This window comes from Amaricoccus tamworthensis, from assembly GCF_049800875.1.
GTDB lineage: Bacteria > Pseudomonadota > Alphaproteobacteria > Rhodobacterales > Rhodobacteraceae > Amaricoccus > Amaricoccus tamworthensis.
Genome location: NZ_JBNAFV010000023.1, coordinates 1 through 19,081, shown reverse-complemented (window position 1 = coordinate 19,081; position 19,081 = coordinate 1). Strand labels below are relative to the sequence as shown.

Here is a 19,081-nt window from a genome sequence, read left to right as displayed (position 1 = left end):
GAGGGCATGCACCCTGCGGGATGTTTCCTGCAGATTTCGACCGTAGTTTGAATGTCCAGCATCACGAGTACACGGCTTATGCCTGAAATCCAGAACCGGAACGGGATTCCTCCCCGGTCAGACCCCTCCCGGGGCGTCTCCGTAATAAAGCCGGAAAACCTGGCCCGACGGGTCATCCTGGTCACCGGTGCGCCCCGCACGGCCACAACACCCGTGGGAAACATGCTTGCCCTCGCTGCGGGGGCGTCATCCCTCTATGAACCTTTTGGCCCAACCGGATTTCGGGAAATTTCCCAGAGATTCCCCATAATCGGCAGCCAAAACGGTCTTTCCAGCGAACAGGTCGCTGCGCTCATCGAAAAAATCGCGGGGCTGCGGGGACGACTGCACGGTCAGACCCGGTCCGGACAGAAAACATCCCTGCGCACCGTGCTTCTGGGCAGCAGGACAAAACACAGTTTCCGCCTTGCCCGCATCAGACCCTGGCTTTCGACCATCATCTGGAAGGATCCCCACGCAATCATGCTCGTTTCGGACATTGTCGAAACGGATATTCCGGTGGTTGTGACCGCCCGGCGCGCCAGGGCCCATGCGGGAAGCTACAAAAGACTGGGCTGGCAGTCGCGGGCCGCCGAGATCTATCCGCGCTGGCGCGCCCGTTTCGGAGCTGACCCGCTGACCGAGAAATGGCTTGAAAACGTCCAGGACCCCGTGGTGTCGGGCGCCCTCATCTGGCGGATGAGCTACCTACCGCTGGTTCGGGCAAAATGCCTGTCCAGTATTGAATGGGTTACGGCGGACGATCTCGAAGCGGATGAGGAAAGGGCGTACCGTGATCTCTATCGCAGACTGTCGCTGAAACCCACCTCACGGTTTGAGACACAGCTGCGCAGAAGGCGCCGGGCATCCGGTGCCGCAATCCCCCGGTCGGGCGCGACACATGACTGGGCGCGTTCCGTGGAGGGTGTCAACGCCTACTGGAAGGACCTGCTGACACCGGAGGATGTCAGCACCGTTGACAGCCTTACGGCCGATCTTGAGGCGACACTTTTTGCCAGGCGTCCGGTTCGGGAAAAATGAACTTTCTCCGGTACTGAGGAGGGCATCTGGTGCCAGCCATCAAACACGCACTGCTAGTTGGTGATTTTGCCGACATCAACGGCGGTCAGGCAAAGGTCTCCATCGACAGTGCCCGGCTGCTGGCGGAACACGGGATTGCGGTCACGTTTTTCGCGGCGGTCGGCCCGGTTTCGGCCCATCTAGATCATCCATTCATCGAGGTGATCTGTCTGAACCAGAACGACATCCTTCAGGATCCGAACCGCCTGCGGGCGCTTCGACACGGGATCTGGAACAGGAAGGCCGCGGCGCGGCTAGCGGAGGTGGCGGGACGGCTTGATCCGTCAACCAGCGTGCTTCACTGTCACGGCTATGCAAAGGCGCTGTCACCGTCCATTGGGCCGGTTCTCGCCCAAGAAATACTGCCAACGGTCTATACGATGCACGAGTATTTTCTTGCCTGCCCAAATGGCGGATTCTATGACTATCAGCGCAATGAGATCTGCACGCGGCGGGCACTTGGACCGGCCTGTTTGACCACCCATTGCGACGTGCGCAAACGCACGCACAAAGCCTGGCGGGTCGCCAGACAGGCCGCGACGTGGGGACCTGGACGTCTTCCCCGGAGGCTTACCGACATCGTCTACATCTCGAACCTGCAGCGTGAGGTGCTCAAACCCTATTTTTCGGCATCAACCAGACTACATCACATCCCAAATCCTGTCCCGGTATCGAACATGCCGGTGGTGGAAGTGGAAAACAATGACGTGATGCTCTTTGTCGGCCGCCTCAATCCGGAAAAAGGGGGGCTGATGTTCGCCAAGGCCGCACGGCTGGCCGACGTTCAGGCGGTTTTTGTCGGCGACGGCGCGGAACGGGCGCAAATTGAGGTAGAAAACCCGGAGGCAAAAATCCTCGGCTGGAAGACACCCGACGAGGTTCAGGAGTGGATCGGGCGCGCCCGGGCACTGGTGTTCCCCAGCCTCTGGTATGAGGGGCAGCCGCTCGTCCCCATGGAGGCGCTGATGCGGGGCGTGCCGGTTGTCTGCGGTTCCTGGAGTGCCGCAAGGGAATGCGTTGCGGACGGGCAAAACGGCCACATCTATCACGAGGCTACCCCGGAAGCCCTTGCCCAGGCCCTGCGGGAGATCAAAACGCTGCCGGCGTTTGATCCGGCGGATATTCAGGCGCATGTAAGCCCTGAAAAACACCTCCGCTCACTGCTGACGCTTTATTCCGAAATGCTGGAACGCCACAGCCACTGACCAAAACGCTTTCCGGCACCGGCATCCATCTCCCCGTTAAGGGAAGCGGACACCGGCACCGAAATTTGGCTCGCAATACGCGGGCGGTAAGGCCTACGCCATCCAAAGCAGACTGAAATCAACATCCGAGGTCGGTCTGGCCCCATCCGTGATCCAGTCCATAGCCTCGACGGTGGCGTAGTGAACCGAACGGTCACTGCTCATCTCATGAACACCGTTATCCGAGAAGACAAAGCTGTCCACGGCGGCACCATTGATGTCATAAAGGGTCACCATGGCGGCCTCCTCGGCACCGTTCCGCGCCCCAAGACCGTCCAAGGCCACGCTGACCTCATCAAGCCCATCGCCCAGATCAACGCCGATCATCTCACCGGCGCCCTTCTTCTGACGGTAGTCGATGTCGCGGCCAAGCCCCACGTCATCCACTCCGATCCTGGCGTTTTTCGCAACAGGCCCTTCCGCGGACCCGTCAATTCCAAAGCCGTAATAGGTGACGCCCGATTTTTCGATCGACGGCCCCTCCATGGAAAACGGGCTCACCGGAGATGACAGCCATTTGTCAGCGAGATAGGCATCCAGTTCAGCGCGCCCGGCCCCGTCAAGACAGCTGTCGAAACCGGCAATCTCATGGACATGGCCGGAAAAGGCGCCTGTGCCATCCTCACTGAGCAGGTTGCCTGCCGCATCACGCGCCCATCCCTGAACCCCGCCAAGGCCGATGTCATCGCCATGGGTGAAAAGGGTGCCGACCCCGTCCACCGAACCGAACACGACACCATCCCTGTAACCGGTCAGGGTGCCGCTTTCAGGATCGAGCAACAGTGATACCGCCGTCCGGACACCAGGCTCCACATCCGTTGACACGGTGACCGGACCCCATTCACCCTGATCGGCATCAAGGTTCCAGGCGGTCATGTGCAGCTGGCCATCCTCCAGAGTAACGGAGATGCCACGAACTCCTCCGCCCTGCTCCCAGAGAACCTCCTGCTGTTCGGTCTGGCCTGGCGTAATGACAAAGGCGAGCGTTTTGCCCTCCGCGGCAATGCCAAGATTCAGGCCGACCGCATCCTCCAGCTCACAGGCCGGCGCATCTCTGAAATCCCAGCCCATCACATCCGCATCAAAGTGGACACCGGTGCCGAAGGCGTCATTGCCATGACCGCTGAGATCGGAAATTGCCGACGCATCACCCTTTGAAGCATCAAACCAAACCTTCAGACCCTCAAGCTCCGCAGGCACATCGTCCTGGACACTGTCTTTGGGCAGAACGTCAATCTTCACCTGTGCGGTTGCGGACTGCCCGTTCGCATCGGTCAGTTCATAGACAAAACTGTCATCGCCGAAAAAATCGGCATCCGGCCGGTACTCGAATTTACCGTCAACCATGATCACGGAACCGTTTGCGGGTCCGCTCACCAGATCAATCCCGGCCATACCGCCTTCAGCGGAATCGTTGGCCTTGACGTCAATCAGAACGGATCCGTCCTGATCAACGGTAGCAAAATCCGGGGCAGGTCTGGGCTCCTCAACCTTAAGCGTACCATCGTAATAGTCCGATGGCGACTCGTCCGCGTTGTTGTTGAAGCCACCCTTGTTCAGGTGAAGACGGTCAATTGTGGCCCAGTTGGAGCGGCCCTCAATCCTGATGGTGTGCATGCCCTCATCAAGATCGTAAATGGCCTTCAGATGACCATCGGCAGTATCTTGGCGGGTTGCCCAATTCCATTCACCACGTGCACCGCCGAAATACATTTTGATCCAGGGGCCGTCATCAATCTGAATCCAGAAGTCATTGTTCACATCGGAGGCCGCCCCGTTCTGCGGCCGGTAACACCGCAGACTGAGATGATAGTCACCGCTCTCCTCAAGGGCGAATTTATATTCCAGCGTACTGTCTTCGATCGGCTCCTTGTAGCGGTTCTTGCCGGCCCAGGTGAACGCACCGTCCCCAGTATGACCCTCAATGTCGGATCCATCCTGCCAAAAGCCGACCATGTCGGCACTTTCAGCCTCCATAACAACAAGACCGTTCTTTGCAACGACCGCATCCGATGGTGTGTCGTCCAGCGTCTTGGAATTTTTAAGAAGAAACGCCCAGTCATACTGCAACTGACCCGGCGCGATCCCGACATTAACGACACTGCCGCCCGTGAATTTGCCGGCATCAATCAGGCCCCCACCGTTGCGCGGGTCATACCACCAGCCGGTAAACTCAACGCCCTCATAGTAACTAAGGTCGAGCTTTATGGCCGTATCCGCCTCACCCTGCGGCAAATACACCAGATAGCTCTCACCCGGATCGACCATGACATAGTCGCGGCCATTGGCAGTCAGCCCGTCCATCTCCTCCATTTCCCAAAACGGAACATGGGTGTTGAAGAACTCGGTCGCGGCGGCGGTCCATCCCCACAGGCTCTCAAACCCGTCAAACGTGTCCATGTTCTGGTCATATCCGTGACCTTCCGTGGCCCGGACATACCAGCTCACCCCGCTGCCACCGGCAGTCAGATGCCCCCAGAGCCCCTTGCGCAAGGCCGCCTCATTTTCCGAATTGGGATCGCCCTGAAAGGCGTCAATTGCGGATTTGAGCGTGGAATCCTCATCCCAGGAAAGGACCCACGGATCACCCGCCTCAGCCGATTTCTCCCTGAACTCTTCGGTCCGGTCCCGGATGGCGCCGGCGGCCACCTGGAAGGACGTGCCGTCCATGGCCTCCTCGCCAATCAGCGGATCATAGACGTCGTTTACTTGGGCCGGATAGGAGTGAATGACCACGAGATGGTCATACGGGTCGGTTTGCTTGACCAGGTCCGCCATGTCCGCACGGACCTCCGGCGTGTTGGTGTTTTCCTCTCCAAGATTCCACTGCAGCATGTTGCCATGCCCAAATCTTGCGATCATTTCCCGGACGTAGACACCCATCTCCACCGAAAGCGAGGAACCCTCCATCGCCGTGCCACCCTGCAGAAGGTGGTCGTTCTCCGTTTCCTGAAACAGGAAGTTTCTGTAAATGCCACTGGCATCCATGTGATCGAAAACCCGGCCCCACTGGTCCAGTTTTGAAACGTCGTAGGTCGAGAAATCCTTAACCGAAACGCCGTCCGTCGCCTCTGCGGCCGCCTCGACGGATTTGAGGTTCTTCTTGATGTCATAGATCTTCTCATTCACCCAGGGCATGACATCGCCGCCGTCGCCACCGGCGGTATTGAACAAAAGATAGACGGTGTTCAGCCCCTTTTCTGCCAAATAGTTCACCGCCCCTAGAACCGCCTGACCCTCGTCACCCTGCCATGTCGGGTCGGTGGCCAGCGCATCGTCCAGATGGGTGGCGTAGTCATGCCGGCCATCCGCGGTGCCGTCAAATCCGGCATAGGCGAGCAGGTTTTCCGGGACGCCCGGTCCGCCCTTGATGAAATAGTCGCCGTCACCTTGGAACCGCAGATAGTGACTGCCCTCCTCCTGAAGCAGCATTCCCTTAGAGGCTTGGTCATCACCGGTATTGGGCGCGATCTCCAAACTGCCCTTTTGGCCATCAATGGCATCCGCACTGACACCTCGCATGTCCGGCTTCACCGCAATGTCCTCGCCGGCGCGAAATGACACCTCATAGCTCCAGCCCCCGGCCTCGGGCGGGTTGAAGTTGACCCGCCAGACGTTCCCGGAACTGGCGCTGGTTTCCGCCGCCTGGCCATCCGCCGCAAAGAAACCGGGGACCACGATGGTCGTACCCGTGTCCGGATTTGTGAAGGTTACATCAAGCCGGTAATCGCGAAAGGTTTCAGCGGATTCCTGAAAATCCCGACCAACCTCAAAATCCAGCGTCACCTTTTCCCATACCTGCAGATCATTCCCCAAAATCATCGTGCCCACCACGCTTATCGAATAAAACCAGGGCAGCTGATCTCATGTTTCGAGTTTATACTTCTATAATTCACTTATTTTGCAAACTAATAAACTTACTATATTTATATAGAAAATAGTAATTTTTGCACGTTAAGTTTAAGGTTAATATAGATATAAAGGCAGCACGGGAAAGCGCGATTCTGTTCGGTGAGTTCAGCTATTTTCGACCTAGGGGTTTGATCCCGCTTTCTTTTCGTTGGCATATAAGCAGGCGTGACAGAGCAAATTTCTCACGGCAGCCCCACGGTCAGGCAATCCGTCAGATCGAGACTACGGCCGCCCGCTACCCCGCTGGTCATTGCGCGAAAATTTCCTGATAGGGCGACAAGCTTTAGACGCGAAACCGGCCCCGAAACAGAGTCGCCACAGGCCCAAAAAGGAAACGTGGATGGCGCCCGCAACGCGAAACACCAAAGCGCACCACCACACGCCTGAGACCTGCAGGGCCATTACCTATCATCTCGCTCCAGCGCCTGCGCGAACTCCCGGGTGATGTCGGACCGGGCCTCCGCACTGATCTCGGAGGGCAGCGCCAGTTCCCATTCCCGGGCGGTGACCGAGTTGCGGCGGGTCTCGGCCGCCTCCGCCGCATTCCACAAAGCCGAGCGGTCCAGCACCCAGTCCGGTGCTCCCTCAGGGGCCAGGATAAACGTCTCCTCGATGCCCTGCTTGCGGGTATAGTCATGCACCCGCCCCTCGCGCTGACACTCAATGCGATCGGCCGCGCGATAGGCCGCCGCCGTTGCGGAGCGCCCGGCGCTGCGTTTGATGGTCTTTACGGAGAGGTGGTAGCTGGACATGCGCCCTGCCCTCTCCCGTGATACCAGGCCCGCAAACGCGCACCACGCCCACTCCGCCCGGACAGTCCAGAACCGGCTAGCCCCTGACCCGTCTTTTCCCCTCCGGCCGGCCCCCCCGGAAAGCAAAGGCCGGAGGTGAAAAGACGGACCGCCCGAGGCCGCCCTTAGGGCGGTTGAGGTGCGGGCCCGGTCATGCGCCAGTCCGGAATCTCGTCCGCCACAAATCCGGGAAACAAAATCCGGATTTAGCAGGACGGCGGGCGTGGGGTTTACGCGATGGCGGGCACCGATGTCGCGGCAGGCCGGACTCTGTGCGGCAGCACCGGGAGGACTGTGGCATGATGCGGGCATTGAACGTGGGGTTCTGGAAGGCTCTTCAGGTCATCGTGTTTCTGGCGACGGCGCCTTTGGTGATCGGGTCGCAGCTGCTGTCTCTGGGAGCGGGTGTTCTGATTGGGGGGCTGGTGGGCATCGTGCTCACTGCCCTGCTGCTGGAGCCCCATGAGGGGCAGATTGTTTGGGATCTGCTGATCATCGTCCCCTGCATGATCGGCGGGACCGATGGCTGTCTGGCGATCTGGATTGACTACAATGGGGTTGTGAAGTTTCTTGTCAGGCCACAGCGCGACAGCCATGGCACGGCGTAATTTCCTGACATTTCTAGACATTTCTAGACATTTCTAGACAAACGCGAGATAAGGGTACTGGAGCAAACCGAAGGGCTTGTGATTGGCTCCAATCCCGCTATTGGCCGGCGGCTATCCTATGACGGGCCGGCCCACCTGGGGACCCGGGCGGGCAAGGGAGTTGGGACGGTCATTCCAAATCTGCTGGCGGTGGACCGCTCGGTGCTGGTGATTGATCCCAAGGGGGAGAACGCCCGGATTACCGGGGCGGCCCGGCAGCGCTTTGGCGCGGTGCACGTACTCGATCCCTTTGGGGTCTCGGGGCATGTCTCCGCCGCCTACAACCCGCTCGACCGGCTGGGCATCGACAGTCCGGATCTGGACGAGGATGCCGCCACGCTGGCGGATGCGCTGGTCATGGATCCGCCCGGTCAGGTACAGGAGGCGCACTGGAACGAGGAGGCCAAGGCCCTGCTCGCGGGACTGATCCTGTTCTGTGTCGCCCATGAGGAGGCGGACAGGCGCAGTCTTGCCGCCGTGCGGGAATACCTCACCCTGCCCCCGAACAGGTTCCGGGAACTGCTCACGCTGATGCAGGACAGCACGGAGGCCCATGGGCTCATCGCCCGGGCCGCCAACCGCTTCCTTGGTAAGTCCGAGCGCGAGGCGGCCTCGGTGCTGTCCTCGGCCCAACGGCATACCCACTTTCTCGACAGTCCGCGCATTGCCGCCAGCATGGCGCGCTCGGACTTCGCCTTCGCCGATCTGCGCGACCGCACCGCCTCGGTGTTTCTGGTACTGCCGCCCAACAGACTGGATGCCTACAGCCGCTGGCTGCGCCTGCTGGTTTCCCAGGCCCTGCAGGACATCGCCCGCGACGCGGAGGCAGGCACCCCGGCAGGGGCAGGCACGCCTGCAGGTGGTTCCAAGGCAGCCCACGGCCTCACGGGACCGCACAACGGCTCTGAGAGGCTGCCGGAGGCCCGGAGCGCATCACAGGGCGCCATGACCTCCACAGCAGGCTCTGAGAGCCTCACAGGACCGCTCAGCAGCCCTGAGAAAGCTACGGACACCCTGAACACCCCTGAGGCCCTCCCAGAGCCCCTGACAGCCCCGGAGAGGCCTCAGGGCCCGGTTCTCTTCCTGCTCGACGAGTTCGCGGCTCTGGGCCGTCTGGAGGCCGTGGAGCGGGCCATGGGGCTGATGGCGGGCTACGGGCTCCAGCTCTGGCCCATCCTCCAGGACATGAGTCAGCTCCGGGATCTCTACGGGACACGGGCGTCAACCTTCGTGGCCAATGCCGGCGTGCAGCAGATTTTTGGCGTGAACGATTTCGAGACGGCGCAATGGCTGAGCCAAAGCATGGGACGCGAGACTATCGGCTACCACACCCAAAGCCACAGGCCGGGAGATGCGCCCACCACCGCCACCGGCATCACCGGACGGGATCTGCTCACCCCTGATGAGATCATGCGCATGGCCCCGGAGCTGCAGCTTCTACGCCTGCAGGGCCGGCCGCCGGCCATCGCCCAAAAACTGCGCTACTACGCGGATCCTGAATTCGCGGGGCTGGTCGCAGCCACCACTGCAGCATGACCGGGAAGGGAATATCTCCATGCCGGATGATCACATGACCAGTCCTTCCGCCTCCCCTGCTCCGCTCCGGGAGGATGAACTGCGCGAGACGCTGGATCTGCTGGCCACCGCCGTGGCCAGCATCTCGGACGGGGTCGATGACCAGACCCGCATGCTGGATCAGGTCAACAAAACCGCCACGGAGGCGCGGCAGGCTGCTTTCGCGGCCCGGAAACAAACCGACCCGGAAAATTACGGCGCAATGATCGGGGAAACCCTCAACCGCAGGATCGGTGGCAGTCTTGACCGGGTTGAAAGACTGACCGGCGATTTGCAAACCGCGGCTCGGCAAACGCAGGAGGTTCTCAGGGATGCCCGGGGAAAGGGTTTTAGAATCGACTGCCAGCTTTGGGAACGGGAATACGCGATTGGCCGTTTCAAGGGCGCCCTGCCCTGGCTCGGTCTGGGAGCCGTGGTTTTGGTGATTGGCCTGACGGCGATACTGCCCCGGTTCATGGCGGGCAACCTTGCCACATGCGTTTTGATTGGGGGCTCCTGGAGCACCGCATCCAATGGCGTTGAGGCCTGTATGTTTTATCCCTGATCAGGCGGGGGCGGCGAGTTATCCACAGGTTATCGGACATTTCCTTGTGTTAAAATGTGTTAAGTATAGTGTTAAGCAATTTTTTTTTCCTCTAACCCTTTCGAAAAAAAGACGGAATCCAAATGGGGTGTGTGTGATAGTACGATAGAACGTGTGTAAAAGTACGAAAGAACGTGTGTGATAGTACGAAAGGTGGTAAGGTGTGTGTAAAAGTACGAAAGAGGTGAAATGTGGGTGAAAATACGAATGATTTTGAGGACCCAAAAAGTGTTCGCCCGCCCCTTTTACCGGATCGCTATCCTCAGGGAGATTTTTTTGTTTGTGATATTTTCGATGCGGTTCCCAAAGGTGACATGGCCTCAATGGAACATCCCATTTTTTCGCTATCGACCAGGCCTGACACACGGATCCGAAAGTACGAGCATAAGGGCGCGCAAATTGAGATTAAGCCGTCCGCTGATGGACTGGCGACAGTCCATGATCGGGACATTTTGATCTACTGCATCAGTCAGCTTATGTCAGCGCTCAACGAAGGCAAGCAGGTATCGCAGATCGTCAGGTTTAGGGCTTATGAAATGCTGGTGGCCACCAACCGTAACACGGCAGGAACAGGTTATGCCCAGCTCAAGGCCGCGCTTGAGCGGCTGGCCGGAACACGGATCAGTACGAACATTGTCACTGGCGGGCAGGAAGTATTTCGTACTTTCGGTCTGATTGAGAGCGCGGAAGTTGTGCGGGAGACCCGGGACGGCAGAATGCAGGAGGTTGAAATCAAGCTCTCCGATTGGGTTTTCAATGCAATTCGATCAAAAGAGGTGCTGACGCTTCACCGTGATTATTTTCGTCTCCGCAAGCCACTCGAACGACGCATTTACGAGCTTGCGCGCAAACATTGCGGACAGCAGGCCAGTTGGCGGATAAGTTTAACGGCACTTCAGAAAAAGTGCGGTTCAGCGTCGAGTTCGCGGGAATTCCGGCGTTTGGTAAAGGCAATTTCCGACCAAGATGAAATGCACGGCCATATTCCCGACTACGCCATTCGTCTTGAGAGCGACATGGTTATCATCACGACGAAAGGGAGTATCTCTGTACTTGAATATTCGATGCGTTTGGAGCCGGAAACTTACGACCAGGCCCGAAAATCCGCTCCAGGATGGGATGTCCACCATCTCGAAAAGTCCTGGCGCGAGTGGATGGCTGATGGTGGTTTAGATTCACCGCGTGATTCCAATAGGGCTTTTATTGGCTTTTGCAGAAAATGGTTTGAAAAACGCGGGCGACCGTAAATTCTCGTTTTTTCGCCCTATAAGATGGGAAAATATTTCCTCCTTCCCCCACTATTGTCACAGGATAATTGCCGAAACCCTGAATTCCAGAATTGGCAATGATTCTGACCGCCGGTCTGCGTAGTACAACCTGGGAAGCGGAGAAAGTCTTGATTAAGGACCAGGCGGAGGGGTTCAGAATGGACCAGGATCTCCGGGAACGGGAATATGGGATCAACCAGGTCGACAACGCCCTGCCCTGGCTTGGTCTGACGGCCTTCCTTCTGGTGTTCATCCCGGCGGTGATGCTGGCACGGTTCATAGCGGGCAACCTTGGCACATACGTGCTGCTTGGGGGCTCCTGGAGCACCACAAATAATGTTGGGAAGGCTGTGCGTATTATCTGCGATGATGGGCTTTAGAGAGTTATCCACAGGCATTTGGACCTCTTTCCTGTGTTAAAAAGTGTTAAGTATAGTGTTACGTTGTGGATAAGGTAATATAAGTATTTGAAATATAATAATTATTTTGAGGCTTCGGTAACTAAAACCCCGAATCTCGGTAACTAAAACCCCGAATCTCGGTAACTAAAACCCCGAATCTCGGTAACCAAAACCCCGAATCTTGACATTGGTAACTAAAACCCCGAACTTGATGCAATGGTAACTGAAACCCCGAAACGCGTGATGACTGATTATAGCCCGTTGTTGCCTGATCGACATCCACAGCACGATCTCTTTATCTGCGACGTCGCGGATGCCGTGCTCAAGGACATTATCGCGCAGATGGAGCATCCCTTTTATTCTCTTTCAAAGAAACCAGAGACTGCGGTCCGCCGTTACGAGCACAATGGGAACTGGTTGGAGATTACGCCAAGTGTGAAAGGCCTTGCGACGATCTACGACAAGGACATCCTGATCTATTGCATTAGCCAGATAATGGCAAAGCTGCGGAATGGTGAAGCTGTTTCCCAGCGCGTCCGGATCAACTCCCATGATCTTTTGATCTTCACCAATCGCGGCACCGCGGGGAAGGATTACAAGGCGCTTGCAGAAGCGCTTGATCGGTTGTCCGGTACGAGAATAAGCACCAATCTTCAAACTGGTGATGAGGAGCAGTATGATAATTTCGGATTGATCGATGCGGCGGCGCTCCGTCGCAAGCACGGTCTCGATGGCCGTCTGCTTTGGTGTGAGGTAAAACTTTCAGATTGGGTTTTCAATGCGATACGGGCGCAGGAAGTGCTCACGCTGCACCGAGACTATTTTCGGTTGCGCAAGCCCATTGAGCGCCGGGTTTATGAGATTGCCCGTAAACATTGCGGTCAGCAAGACAGTTGGAAGATTAGTCTTGGGATGCTTCTGAAGAAAACCGGCGCTCAGAGCCCCGAGAAGCGCTTTAGGCAGATGATCCGCGATTTGGTACGGCATGATCACCTGCCCGATTATAGCGTTTCGTTCGACGCCGGGACAGACATGGTGACTTTTCGCAATCGTGGCACAATGTCCCCCCACTCACTCATGGAGACCGACATCCCTCCTTTACAATCAGATACATACGAAGAGGCGCGACATGCTGCTCCTGGATGGGATGTACGCTTTCTTGAACGTGAGTGGCGTGAATGGTGTATCGAACCCCCTCGCAACGCTGATCGCGCCTTTATTGGATTCTGCCGGAAATGGTTTGAGAAACACGGAAGTTCGTAAGACCGACCTGATCAACCCAGTTCAGAGGCCTCAATTTCTGCTGCCCTTCGCGTTTCCGACTTCGCAAGCCGTTCGAATGACGCATCTACGAACTGGCGCATAAACATTGCGGACAAAAGGCAAGTTGGCGGATAAGTTTAACGGCACTTCAGAAAAAGTGCGGTTCAGCGTCGAGTTCGCGGGAATTCCGGCGTTTGGTAAAGGCAATTTCCGACCAAGATGAAATGCACGGCCATATTCCCGACTACGCCATTCGTCTTGAGAGCGACATGGTTATCATCACGACGAAAGGGAGTATCTCTGTACTTGAATATTCGATGCGTTTGGAGTTGCAAACTTACGATCAGGCCTGAAAATTTGCTCCAAGGCCATGATATCAGCAATTTATCGAAATGAAGTGCAGCTGATATCCCGATAGCTCTTGTGGTGCAGCTAACATCCCAAACCACCGCGAAACCCTGATAGTGCTTTCATTGGGTTCTGCCGGAAATGGACCGCACTTCAGGAAGATAAGGCATATTATATGCCGTATAAAGTATCACGACATATAATATGCCGCATATAAAAAATGCCGTGACATATTTTGTGGCACGGCATATAAAAAAGAAAAACAGCGAGCAGACAAATGATTGTAAGCGTCCTCTCACCTAAGGGTGGCTGTGGAAAATCTACCGCAACACTGACGTTGGCCTCGGTGTTCGCAAAGAACGAAGATCTCTCAATTGCCATCGTTGACGCTGACCCCAGGCAAAGCATCGCGCGCGTTTGGCTTGGAAAGCGCAATGAAGAGAAGCTTGGCGATCCGCTCTTCAAGGTAATTTCAGACCCGTCTGACAGCTCAATTCTCGACACTTTGGAGGCGGCAGAGGATAAACACGACCTGGTGTTCGTTGACCTCGAAGGTGTTGCGGGCCTTATGGCGTCCTACGCAGCTTCGGCTTCCGACCTTTGTATCGTTCCGATGCGCCCGAGTGCATTGGATGGGGATGCGGCGGGCGCGGCTCTCAAAATGATCCGCGATGCGGGGCGTGCCGCCAGACGGGCGGTGCCAGCCCGTATTTTGATTACGCAAACCGACGCTGCAATCGTCACTAAATCTCACAAAGAGCTGCTGGCAGAACTGGACGGGGCAGGGGTCGCTCGCCTGCAAACCGAACTCATGCGTCGCGCGCCTTTTGAAAGAGTCATGGCAGAGGGCAAGACCCTCTTCGAGCTACAAGACAATCAATCCGTCAAAAGTGCGATCAATAATACCGCAAGGCTTGGCAAGGAACTCGCAGAAATACTGGAGGCACAATGATGGCGGGAACATTCCTGAACCTGAGCGGCGATGATCAACAGGCCGCTCCGGAGCCAAAGATTGGGGCAGGGCTGAAGCGAAAGAAGAAAAGCGCCCGCCCTCGTGCCGATGCGGAAGCCGTTGCCGCCGCTGGGCGTGCGAATGGGTTCAACCGCTCTACGGATACAACTCAAGTTGCATCCGTGCCAAGGCGTGGGCGGCCACCGTTGAACGAAGACATGACGTACTGGCGCATCTACGTTTCATCTGACCTCCGAAATCAACTCAACACGCTTAGGGACAAAGAGGGCAGGCGGCTCAATGATGTGTTGGCTGACATGCTCGCCGCATATCAAAACGGGAACGCCTGACTTGAGTATGCCATAAGGTAGGTGCCAATGACACATATCTTTTGGTTGAGTTGCAAATGGTCGTAGGTCTCTGCAATGTCAGCGTCGGGACAGCGCACGCATGTCTGAAAGCGAAGCCGCGATTGGGACGGGTATCAAAAGCAGGTCAACGTGACATCCTGCGCCTGCTGATTATCGGTGCCATGTCGCGCCTCAATTGGCTTGGACGGAAATCAATCCGTGAGGGGGCCTAGCTTGATCGCATGAAGGACCGTAAGCCAAGAATGCTCGTCGCTGTTGCGCTCGCCAACAAAATGGCGCGGATGATCTGGGCAATTGCGACCAGAAAGGAAGTTTACAGAGATCCCGGGCCGGTCGTTCCGGCTTGCTGACTTATCAGCACGCTACAGGAACGTCATTGGAACGGGGAGTGTGAGAAGACGACAACCAGCGTGGGTAAATGATCGCTGATCCGGATTGGGAAAACCAGTTGGACACCCGAAGCCTCAAAAGCTCGCAATGCAGATATGGACCTGATCCTGCGCACACCATACCGACCAGCGGAAAAACCGCACAAACCAAGCCTGAAAGAAGCGCGCGCTCAATCACTCCCTCGTTGGTTACAATCTTCTTGCGCTATGGGCGGCAACCACAGAGGTGTCCAGGTAGGCGGATATCCGCTGTAATAATTTGCAAGTTGATTAGATACCTGTAACGATTTTGAATTATTAGCTAATCTTAAAGCTATTCAAAATTTTGGGACCCTTTCTTTCCTAACGAGTGCATTCCAATCTTTGTCACGCGGCTTTCTTGAAATTTTCTCGTAGAGCGAAAATGCCCGAAATTCACATCCAGAAACCGAAATTAGTTTCAGCTTGTCCGCGAGGACTTCCGAAAAAGTGGTAGGAGGCACAGATGGTTAAAATCACCGGCGAGCGAATGACCTGGCATAAAATCACGCTCGATTTTGAGTCGCCACTTGAGTTTTCGGAAGAGCCATCCACGTTCCGTGACTATAGGCTGGATGTGACATTTCGTAACGATGCTTCCGGTGAGATCATAACTTTACCAGGATATTTTGCCGCGGACGGCGACGCGGCAAACACCAATGCCACAACCGGTGCCATATGGCGGGTCAATTTCAATCCGCCCTCGAACGGCGTTTGGGAATATGAAGCTTCCTTCCGAACCGGGACTGACGTTGCATCAATACCCTATGACATCGACCCATCGGCGGGGAGAGCGGTGGATTTCATCAATGGGACCAGCGGCAGCATCGCTGTCCGGGAGTCCGACAAACCTGATAGCGATATTCGTGCCAAGGGTATGATTCTGCAGGATGAGGGAACGCATTACCTGCAACATCAGGGCGACGGAGACTATTTTATCCGGGGCGGCCCGGGTATTCCGGAAAATTTCCTGGCCAGTACGGATTTCGACAATACCCCAAATGGGCGACACGACTACGCCACACATCTTGAAGGGTATAACATTGGCGATCCGACGTGGGATGGCGGAAAAGGCAAGGCAATTATTGGGGCTGCCAACTATCTCGCCGAAAACGGTCTGAATACGGTCTACCTGTTGACAAACACCTCTGGAGGAGACGCGCGGGACGTGTCGCCCTGGACGTTCAATGCCGCCAATACGCCAAAATTTGACCAGGGGCTATCCAACGACGAGTTGGACAAGTTCTCGACCTACGACATCTCGAAGCTGTCGCAGTGGGATATTGTCTTTGACCATATGGACGAAAAGGGCATCTACAAAAACATACTCCTGCAGGAAACGGAAAATGACCAGCAACTGAATGGGGGTACTGTAGCTGCTGATACGTCACTGAGCGTTGAGCGAATGATATATATTCGCGAAATGGTCGCCCGTTTTGGTCATAACAATGCACTGCAGTGGAACATCGGTGAGGAAAACACCAACACTGAACAGGAACGCGCTGATCAGGCTGAATACCTGAAGTCAGTGGACGGTTACGACCATTTGGTCGTAGTTCACAGTTATCCCGCTGAGATCAATCAAGTATATGATCCGCTCGTTGGGAACAGTTATTTTGATGGCACTTCATTTCAAACAGGTGCCCGGAATATCCGCAGAGAGATTATCGAGTACCGGGAAAAATCGTCAGAGTCCGGGAAAAAATGGGTATTGGCCTGGGACGAGGACTCGGGGCCAAACAGCATCATCGAGCCATACTCCAATAACCCTGACGGGGAAAACGAAGTAATTCTTCGTGAGGCGTTTTGGGGTGCGCTTACCGCCGGCGGATCGGGTGGAAACTGGTACTTTAAAGATACCTCCGGACACTCCCTCGATCAGAATTATGATACGTTTGAAGCACATGCCTCCGTCTGGGAATGGACCGCCTCAGCGACTCATTTTTTTAACAACTATATTCCGTTTTGGGCCATGTCCCAGGCCGATGGCCTGACGCCGGGCAACAATGATTTCGTCATGGCGCTGGAGGGACGGTACTACGTCGTTTACGCTCCATACGGAGAGGCGACTGACATCAGTCTCGACCTGACCGATCAGTCAGGCAAAATATTTGATGTTTTCTGGTATGATCCCCGTTCCGAAGGAGAGCTCATAACAGCCGGGCAGGTCTCGGGTGGTGGTGTGTCGGCGTTCGGAGATCCGCCCACTGACACGGACAGCGACTGGGTTCTTTTGGTGCGCAGCGTCGGGTCTCCCGAATATCCGACACCCGATAATCTTTTCGTTGTGGAAAACCAGGCACCCGTAGCAGTGAATGACACTGCATCAACGGAGCAAAACCGAACCATCGCAATTGACGTATTGGCCAACGACAGTGACCCGGATGGCGATACCCTGACGTTGACAGATGTGTCCTACCTCGGGAGCACGTCAATCGTTTCGATCCGAAATGGGCAGATCGTGGTCAATCCGCTGTACGCAGCGAAAGACTACAGAATCGAAACGGTGTCGTATTCAGTGACGGACGGGGACGGTAAAAGCGACAGTGCGGTACTGAAAGTGGAGATTGGTGTACCTGATGACCCGACACCGCCTCTGGATCCGTGGGAGGAAAGCGGACCGGTCGCGGTGGACGACGCAATCGGCACTGAACAGAACAAAACGGTGATGGTCGACGTCCTGCGGAATGACGGGGGGCCGGACGGCGACAGCCTGACGCTCGTTGATGTCGACTATACCGGCGTGACATCGCTTGTTTCGATCGTGGGGGACAGAATACGGGTAAACCCCCTGAGAAAGTTCTCCGACGACAGGGTGGAGGAGATAACCTACACGGTTGTTGATGCGGAAGGGCATGAGAGCAGTGCGGTCCTGACGGTGGAAATAGGTGATGCAAACGGTGGGTTGGCACCGCCTGGTGTTTCTGAAAGCGACGCCCTGGCGGCGAAAAATTCTGATGACGGGTTTGTTTTTGGTTCAGCAGACGAGCCCGATGACCATCCAGTCCACGCCTTACAGCCGTCAGAGGCCCAATACGACGTCAGACCGTCCGGGCTGATAAGCGCTGACCAGGACATGCCTGGTTTCGGCACGGGGACGTATGGTGACGTTGGCATGCTCTGGCTGTAACGACGAAATCATCTGCGTCAGGAATGTCCTCCAGGCCGCTCCTCACTCGGGTTTCTCGACATGTCGGCTGGCGAAGTCGACCGGACCCGGACCCAAAATCCGTGTTTTGGGCGGGCGTCCAAACTTCAAACACTCTGGATTGTGTGGATGCGGTATTGCATCCGCCTGTTTTTTAACAGGCTTCCTGATCTGGCGGCCATGGCGGTATAAACCCGCCTGAAATTTCCTCTTGAAACACTTTTGACTTTGGTTAATGTCGCCAGTGTCATTTCTTTATTTGTGCAACCGGTCAAAATTTCGGCCGAATATTTTTGTAATACATATCAATTCATTGGATCAGATTTCCCGTGCCGAACTCTCCGTATCCCGTTTCCGTTTCGCGTAACCCGGCCATGCCCGGCCGTTGCGTGTGGAGCATGGGGCGGAGCGCCCGCGGGAGGATGTCAGGGGGCGTGATGAGGCACGCAACCACCACCGGACCGGGGCCGGAGGGGCCCGCGGGACACTCACATGAATTAGAAACCGGAGAACCGGGCCGCCGCGGGGTGCGGGGCGGCCGGGACGTCTGAAACACACTGTCGGGGGACACAGAAAATGGCGGATATTTATCAGAAGCTGGGCGGGGAGTTTCTCGTCAACTCGGAGACCAACAGCAGCCAGTATACCCCCACAATCACCGCCCTGTCCGATGGGGGCTTCGTGGTCTCATGGTACTCCCATGACGGTGTCGACGACACCAGTGGTTCCGGCATCAAGGCCCGTCTCTTCGCGGCTGACGGCACGCCGGACGGGCCCGAATTCCTGGTCAACTCGGAGACCAACAGCTACCAGTCTAACCCCTCGGTCACCGCCCTGTCCGATGGGGGCTTCGTGGTCTCGTGGTACTCCATTGACGGTGTCGACGACACCAGTGGTTCCGGCATCAAGGCCCGTCTCTTCGCGGCTGACGGCACGCCGGACGGGCCCGAATTCCTGGTCAACTCGGAGACCAACAGCTACCAGCATAGCCCCACGGTCACCGCCCTGTCCGATGGGGGCTTCGTGGTCTCGTGGCACTCCAATGACGGTGT

At 56.5% G+C, this 19,081-nt stretch carries 14 protein-coding genes and 3 pseudogenes; 15 read left to right on the top strand and 2 right to left on the bottom strand.

Annotated elements, in window-relative coordinates; genetic code table 11:
* Positions 1–222 precede the first annotated feature (222 nt).
* Both ACP15P_RS21590 and ACP15P_RS21585 read left to right on the top strand, forming a co-directional pair.
* Entirely contained in the window at positions 223–1,080 is an 858-nt protein-coding gene (locus tag ACP15P_RS21590) for a hypothetical protein (protein ID WP_424930543.1), read from the top strand.
* A gap of 29 nt (positions 1,081–1,109) precedes the next feature.
* Positions 1,110–2,324, top strand: coding sequence for a glycosyltransferase family 4 protein (locus ACP15P_RS21585; RefSeq protein WP_424930542.1), 1,215 nt, complete (start codon positions 1,110–1,112; stop codon positions 2,322–2,324).
* Positions 2,325–2,417: 93 nt separating this feature from the next.
* Here the strand turns inward: ACP15P_RS21585 and ACP15P_RS21580 are convergent, their stop codons facing one another.
* Entirely contained in the window at positions 2,418–6,185 is a 3,768-nt protein-coding gene (locus ACP15P_RS21580; protein WP_424930541.1) for a DUF5060 domain-containing protein, read from the bottom strand.
* A 491-nt stretch (positions 6,186–6,676) separates the two neighbouring features.
* Complete coding sequence (locus ACP15P_RS21575; protein WP_424930540.1) at positions 6,677–7,027, bottom strand: MobA/MobL family protein; 351 nt, start codon at positions 7,025–7,027, stop codon at positions 6,677–6,679.
* Between the two features lie 338 nt (positions 7,028–7,365).
* On the opposite strand from ACP15P_RS21575, the gene ACP15P_RS21570 reads away from it, so the two are divergent.
* The 13 genes and pseudogenes from ACP15P_RS21570 to ACP15P_RS21515 form a co-directional block, all read left to right on the top strand.
* Entirely contained in the window at positions 7,366–7,674 is a 309-nt protein-coding gene (locus ACP15P_RS21570) for a hypothetical protein (protein ID WP_424930539.1), read from the top strand.
* Between the two features lie 78 nt (positions 7,675–7,752).
* On the top strand, positions 7,753–9,249 hold the full coding sequence (locus ACP15P_RS21565; protein ID WP_424930538.1) for a type IV secretory system conjugative DNA transfer family protein: 1,497 nt from the start codon (positions 7,753–7,755) through the stop codon (positions 9,247–9,249).
* Positions 9,250–9,283: 34 nt separating this feature from the next.
* Positions 9,284–9,832 (top strand): hypothetical protein, encoded by a 549-nt coding sequence (locus tag ACP15P_RS21560; protein WP_424930537.1) that lies wholly within the window; start codon positions 9,284–9,286, stop codon positions 9,830–9,832.
* A 230-nt stretch (positions 9,833–10,062) separates the two neighbouring features.
* A complete protein-coding gene (locus tag ACP15P_RS21555) occupies positions 10,063–11,118 on the top strand; it encodes a replication initiator protein A (protein ID WP_424930536.1) in 1,056 nt (351 codons plus the stop codon).
* Positions 11,119–11,297: 179 nt separating this feature from the next.
* The gene (locus ACP15P_RS21550) at positions 11,298–11,519 is read left to right on the top strand and encodes a hypothetical protein (protein ID WP_424930535.1); all 222 of its coding nucleotides are present in this window, start codon (positions 11,298–11,300) and stop codon (positions 11,517–11,519) included.
* A 264-nt stretch (positions 11,520–11,783) separates the two neighbouring features.
* The gene (locus ACP15P_RS21545; protein WP_424930534.1) at positions 11,784–12,803 is read left to right on the top strand and encodes a replication initiator protein A; all 1,020 of its coding nucleotides are present in this window, start codon (positions 11,784–11,786) and stop codon (positions 12,801–12,803) included.
* A gap of 83 nt (positions 12,804–12,886) precedes the next feature.
* Positions 12,887–12,994 (top strand): annotated as a pseudogene (locus ACP15P_RS23130) (replication initiator protein A); the annotation flags it as partial.
* 3 nt (positions 12,995–12,997) lie between these two features.
* Positions 12,998–13,156 (top strand): hypothetical protein, encoded by a 159-nt coding sequence (locus ACP15P_RS23125; protein WP_481736477.1) that lies wholly within the window; start codon positions 12,998–13,000, stop codon positions 13,154–13,156.
* Between the two features lie 272 nt (positions 13,157–13,428).
* A complete protein-coding gene (locus ACP15P_RS21535; RefSeq protein WP_424930533.1) occupies positions 13,429–14,103 on the top strand; it encodes a ParA family protein in 675 nt (224 codons plus the stop codon).
* Entirely contained in the window at positions 14,100–14,453 is a 354-nt protein-coding gene (locus ACP15P_RS21530; RefSeq protein WP_424930532.1) for a hypothetical protein, read from the top strand. The genes ACP15P_RS21535 and ACP15P_RS21530 overlap by 4 nt, the downstream gene beginning before the upstream one ends.
* A gap of 113 nt (positions 14,454–14,566) precedes the next feature.
* Positions 14,567–14,824: pseudogene (locus ACP15P_RS21525) on the top strand (IS110 family RNA-guided transposase); the annotation flags it as partial.
* A 523-nt stretch (positions 14,825–15,347) separates the two neighbouring features.
* Positions 15,348–18,011, top strand: coding sequence for an Ig-like domain-containing protein (locus ACP15P_RS21520; RefSeq protein WP_424930531.1), 2,664 nt, complete (start codon positions 15,348–15,350; stop codon positions 18,009–18,011).
* A 594-nt stretch (positions 18,012–18,605) separates the two neighbouring features.
* Positions 18,606–19,081 (top strand): annotated as a pseudogene (locus tag ACP15P_RS21515) (hypothetical protein); the annotation flags it as partial.

Excerpts from the sequence above, each read along its gene's own strand:
- ACP15P_RS21590 (WP_424930543.1), top strand. The coding sequence starts at position 223 with ATGCTTGCCCTCGCTGCGGGGGCGTCATCCCTCTATGAACCTTTTGGC.
- ACP15P_RS21580 (WP_424930541.1), bottom strand. The coding sequence starts at position 6,185 with ATGATTTTGGGGAATGATCTGCAGGTATGGGAAAAGGTGACGCTGGAT.
- ACP15P_RS21575 (WP_424930540.1), bottom strand. The coding sequence starts at position 7,027 with ATGTCCAGCTACCACCTCTCCGTAAAGACCATCAAACGCAGCGCCGGG.
- ACP15P_RS21570 (WP_424930539.1), top strand. The coding sequence starts at position 7,366 with ATGATGCGGGCATTGAACGTGGGGTTCTGGAAGGCTCTTCAGGTCATC.
- ACP15P_RS21560 (WP_424930537.1), top strand. The coding sequence starts at position 9,284 with ATGACCAGTCCTTCCGCCTCCCCTGCTCCGCTCCGGGAGGATGAACTG.
- ACP15P_RS21550 (WP_424930535.1), top strand. The coding sequence starts at position 11,298 with ATGGACCAGGATCTCCGGGAACGGGAATATGGGATCAACCAGGTCGAC.
- ACP15P_RS21545 (WP_424930534.1), top strand. The coding sequence starts at position 11,784 with ATGACTGATTATAGCCCGTTGTTGCCTGATCGACATCCACAGCACGAT.
- ACP15P_RS21535 (WP_424930533.1), top strand. The coding sequence starts at position 13,429 with ATGATTGTAAGCGTCCTCTCACCTAAGGGTGGCTGTGGAAAATCTACC.
- ACP15P_RS21530 (WP_424930532.1), top strand. The coding sequence starts at position 14,100 with ATGATGGCGGGAACATTCCTGAACCTGAGCGGCGATGATCAACAGGCC.
- ACP15P_RS21520 (WP_424930531.1), top strand. The coding sequence starts at position 15,348 with ATGGTTAAAATCACCGGCGAGCGAATGACCTGGCATAAAATCACGCTC.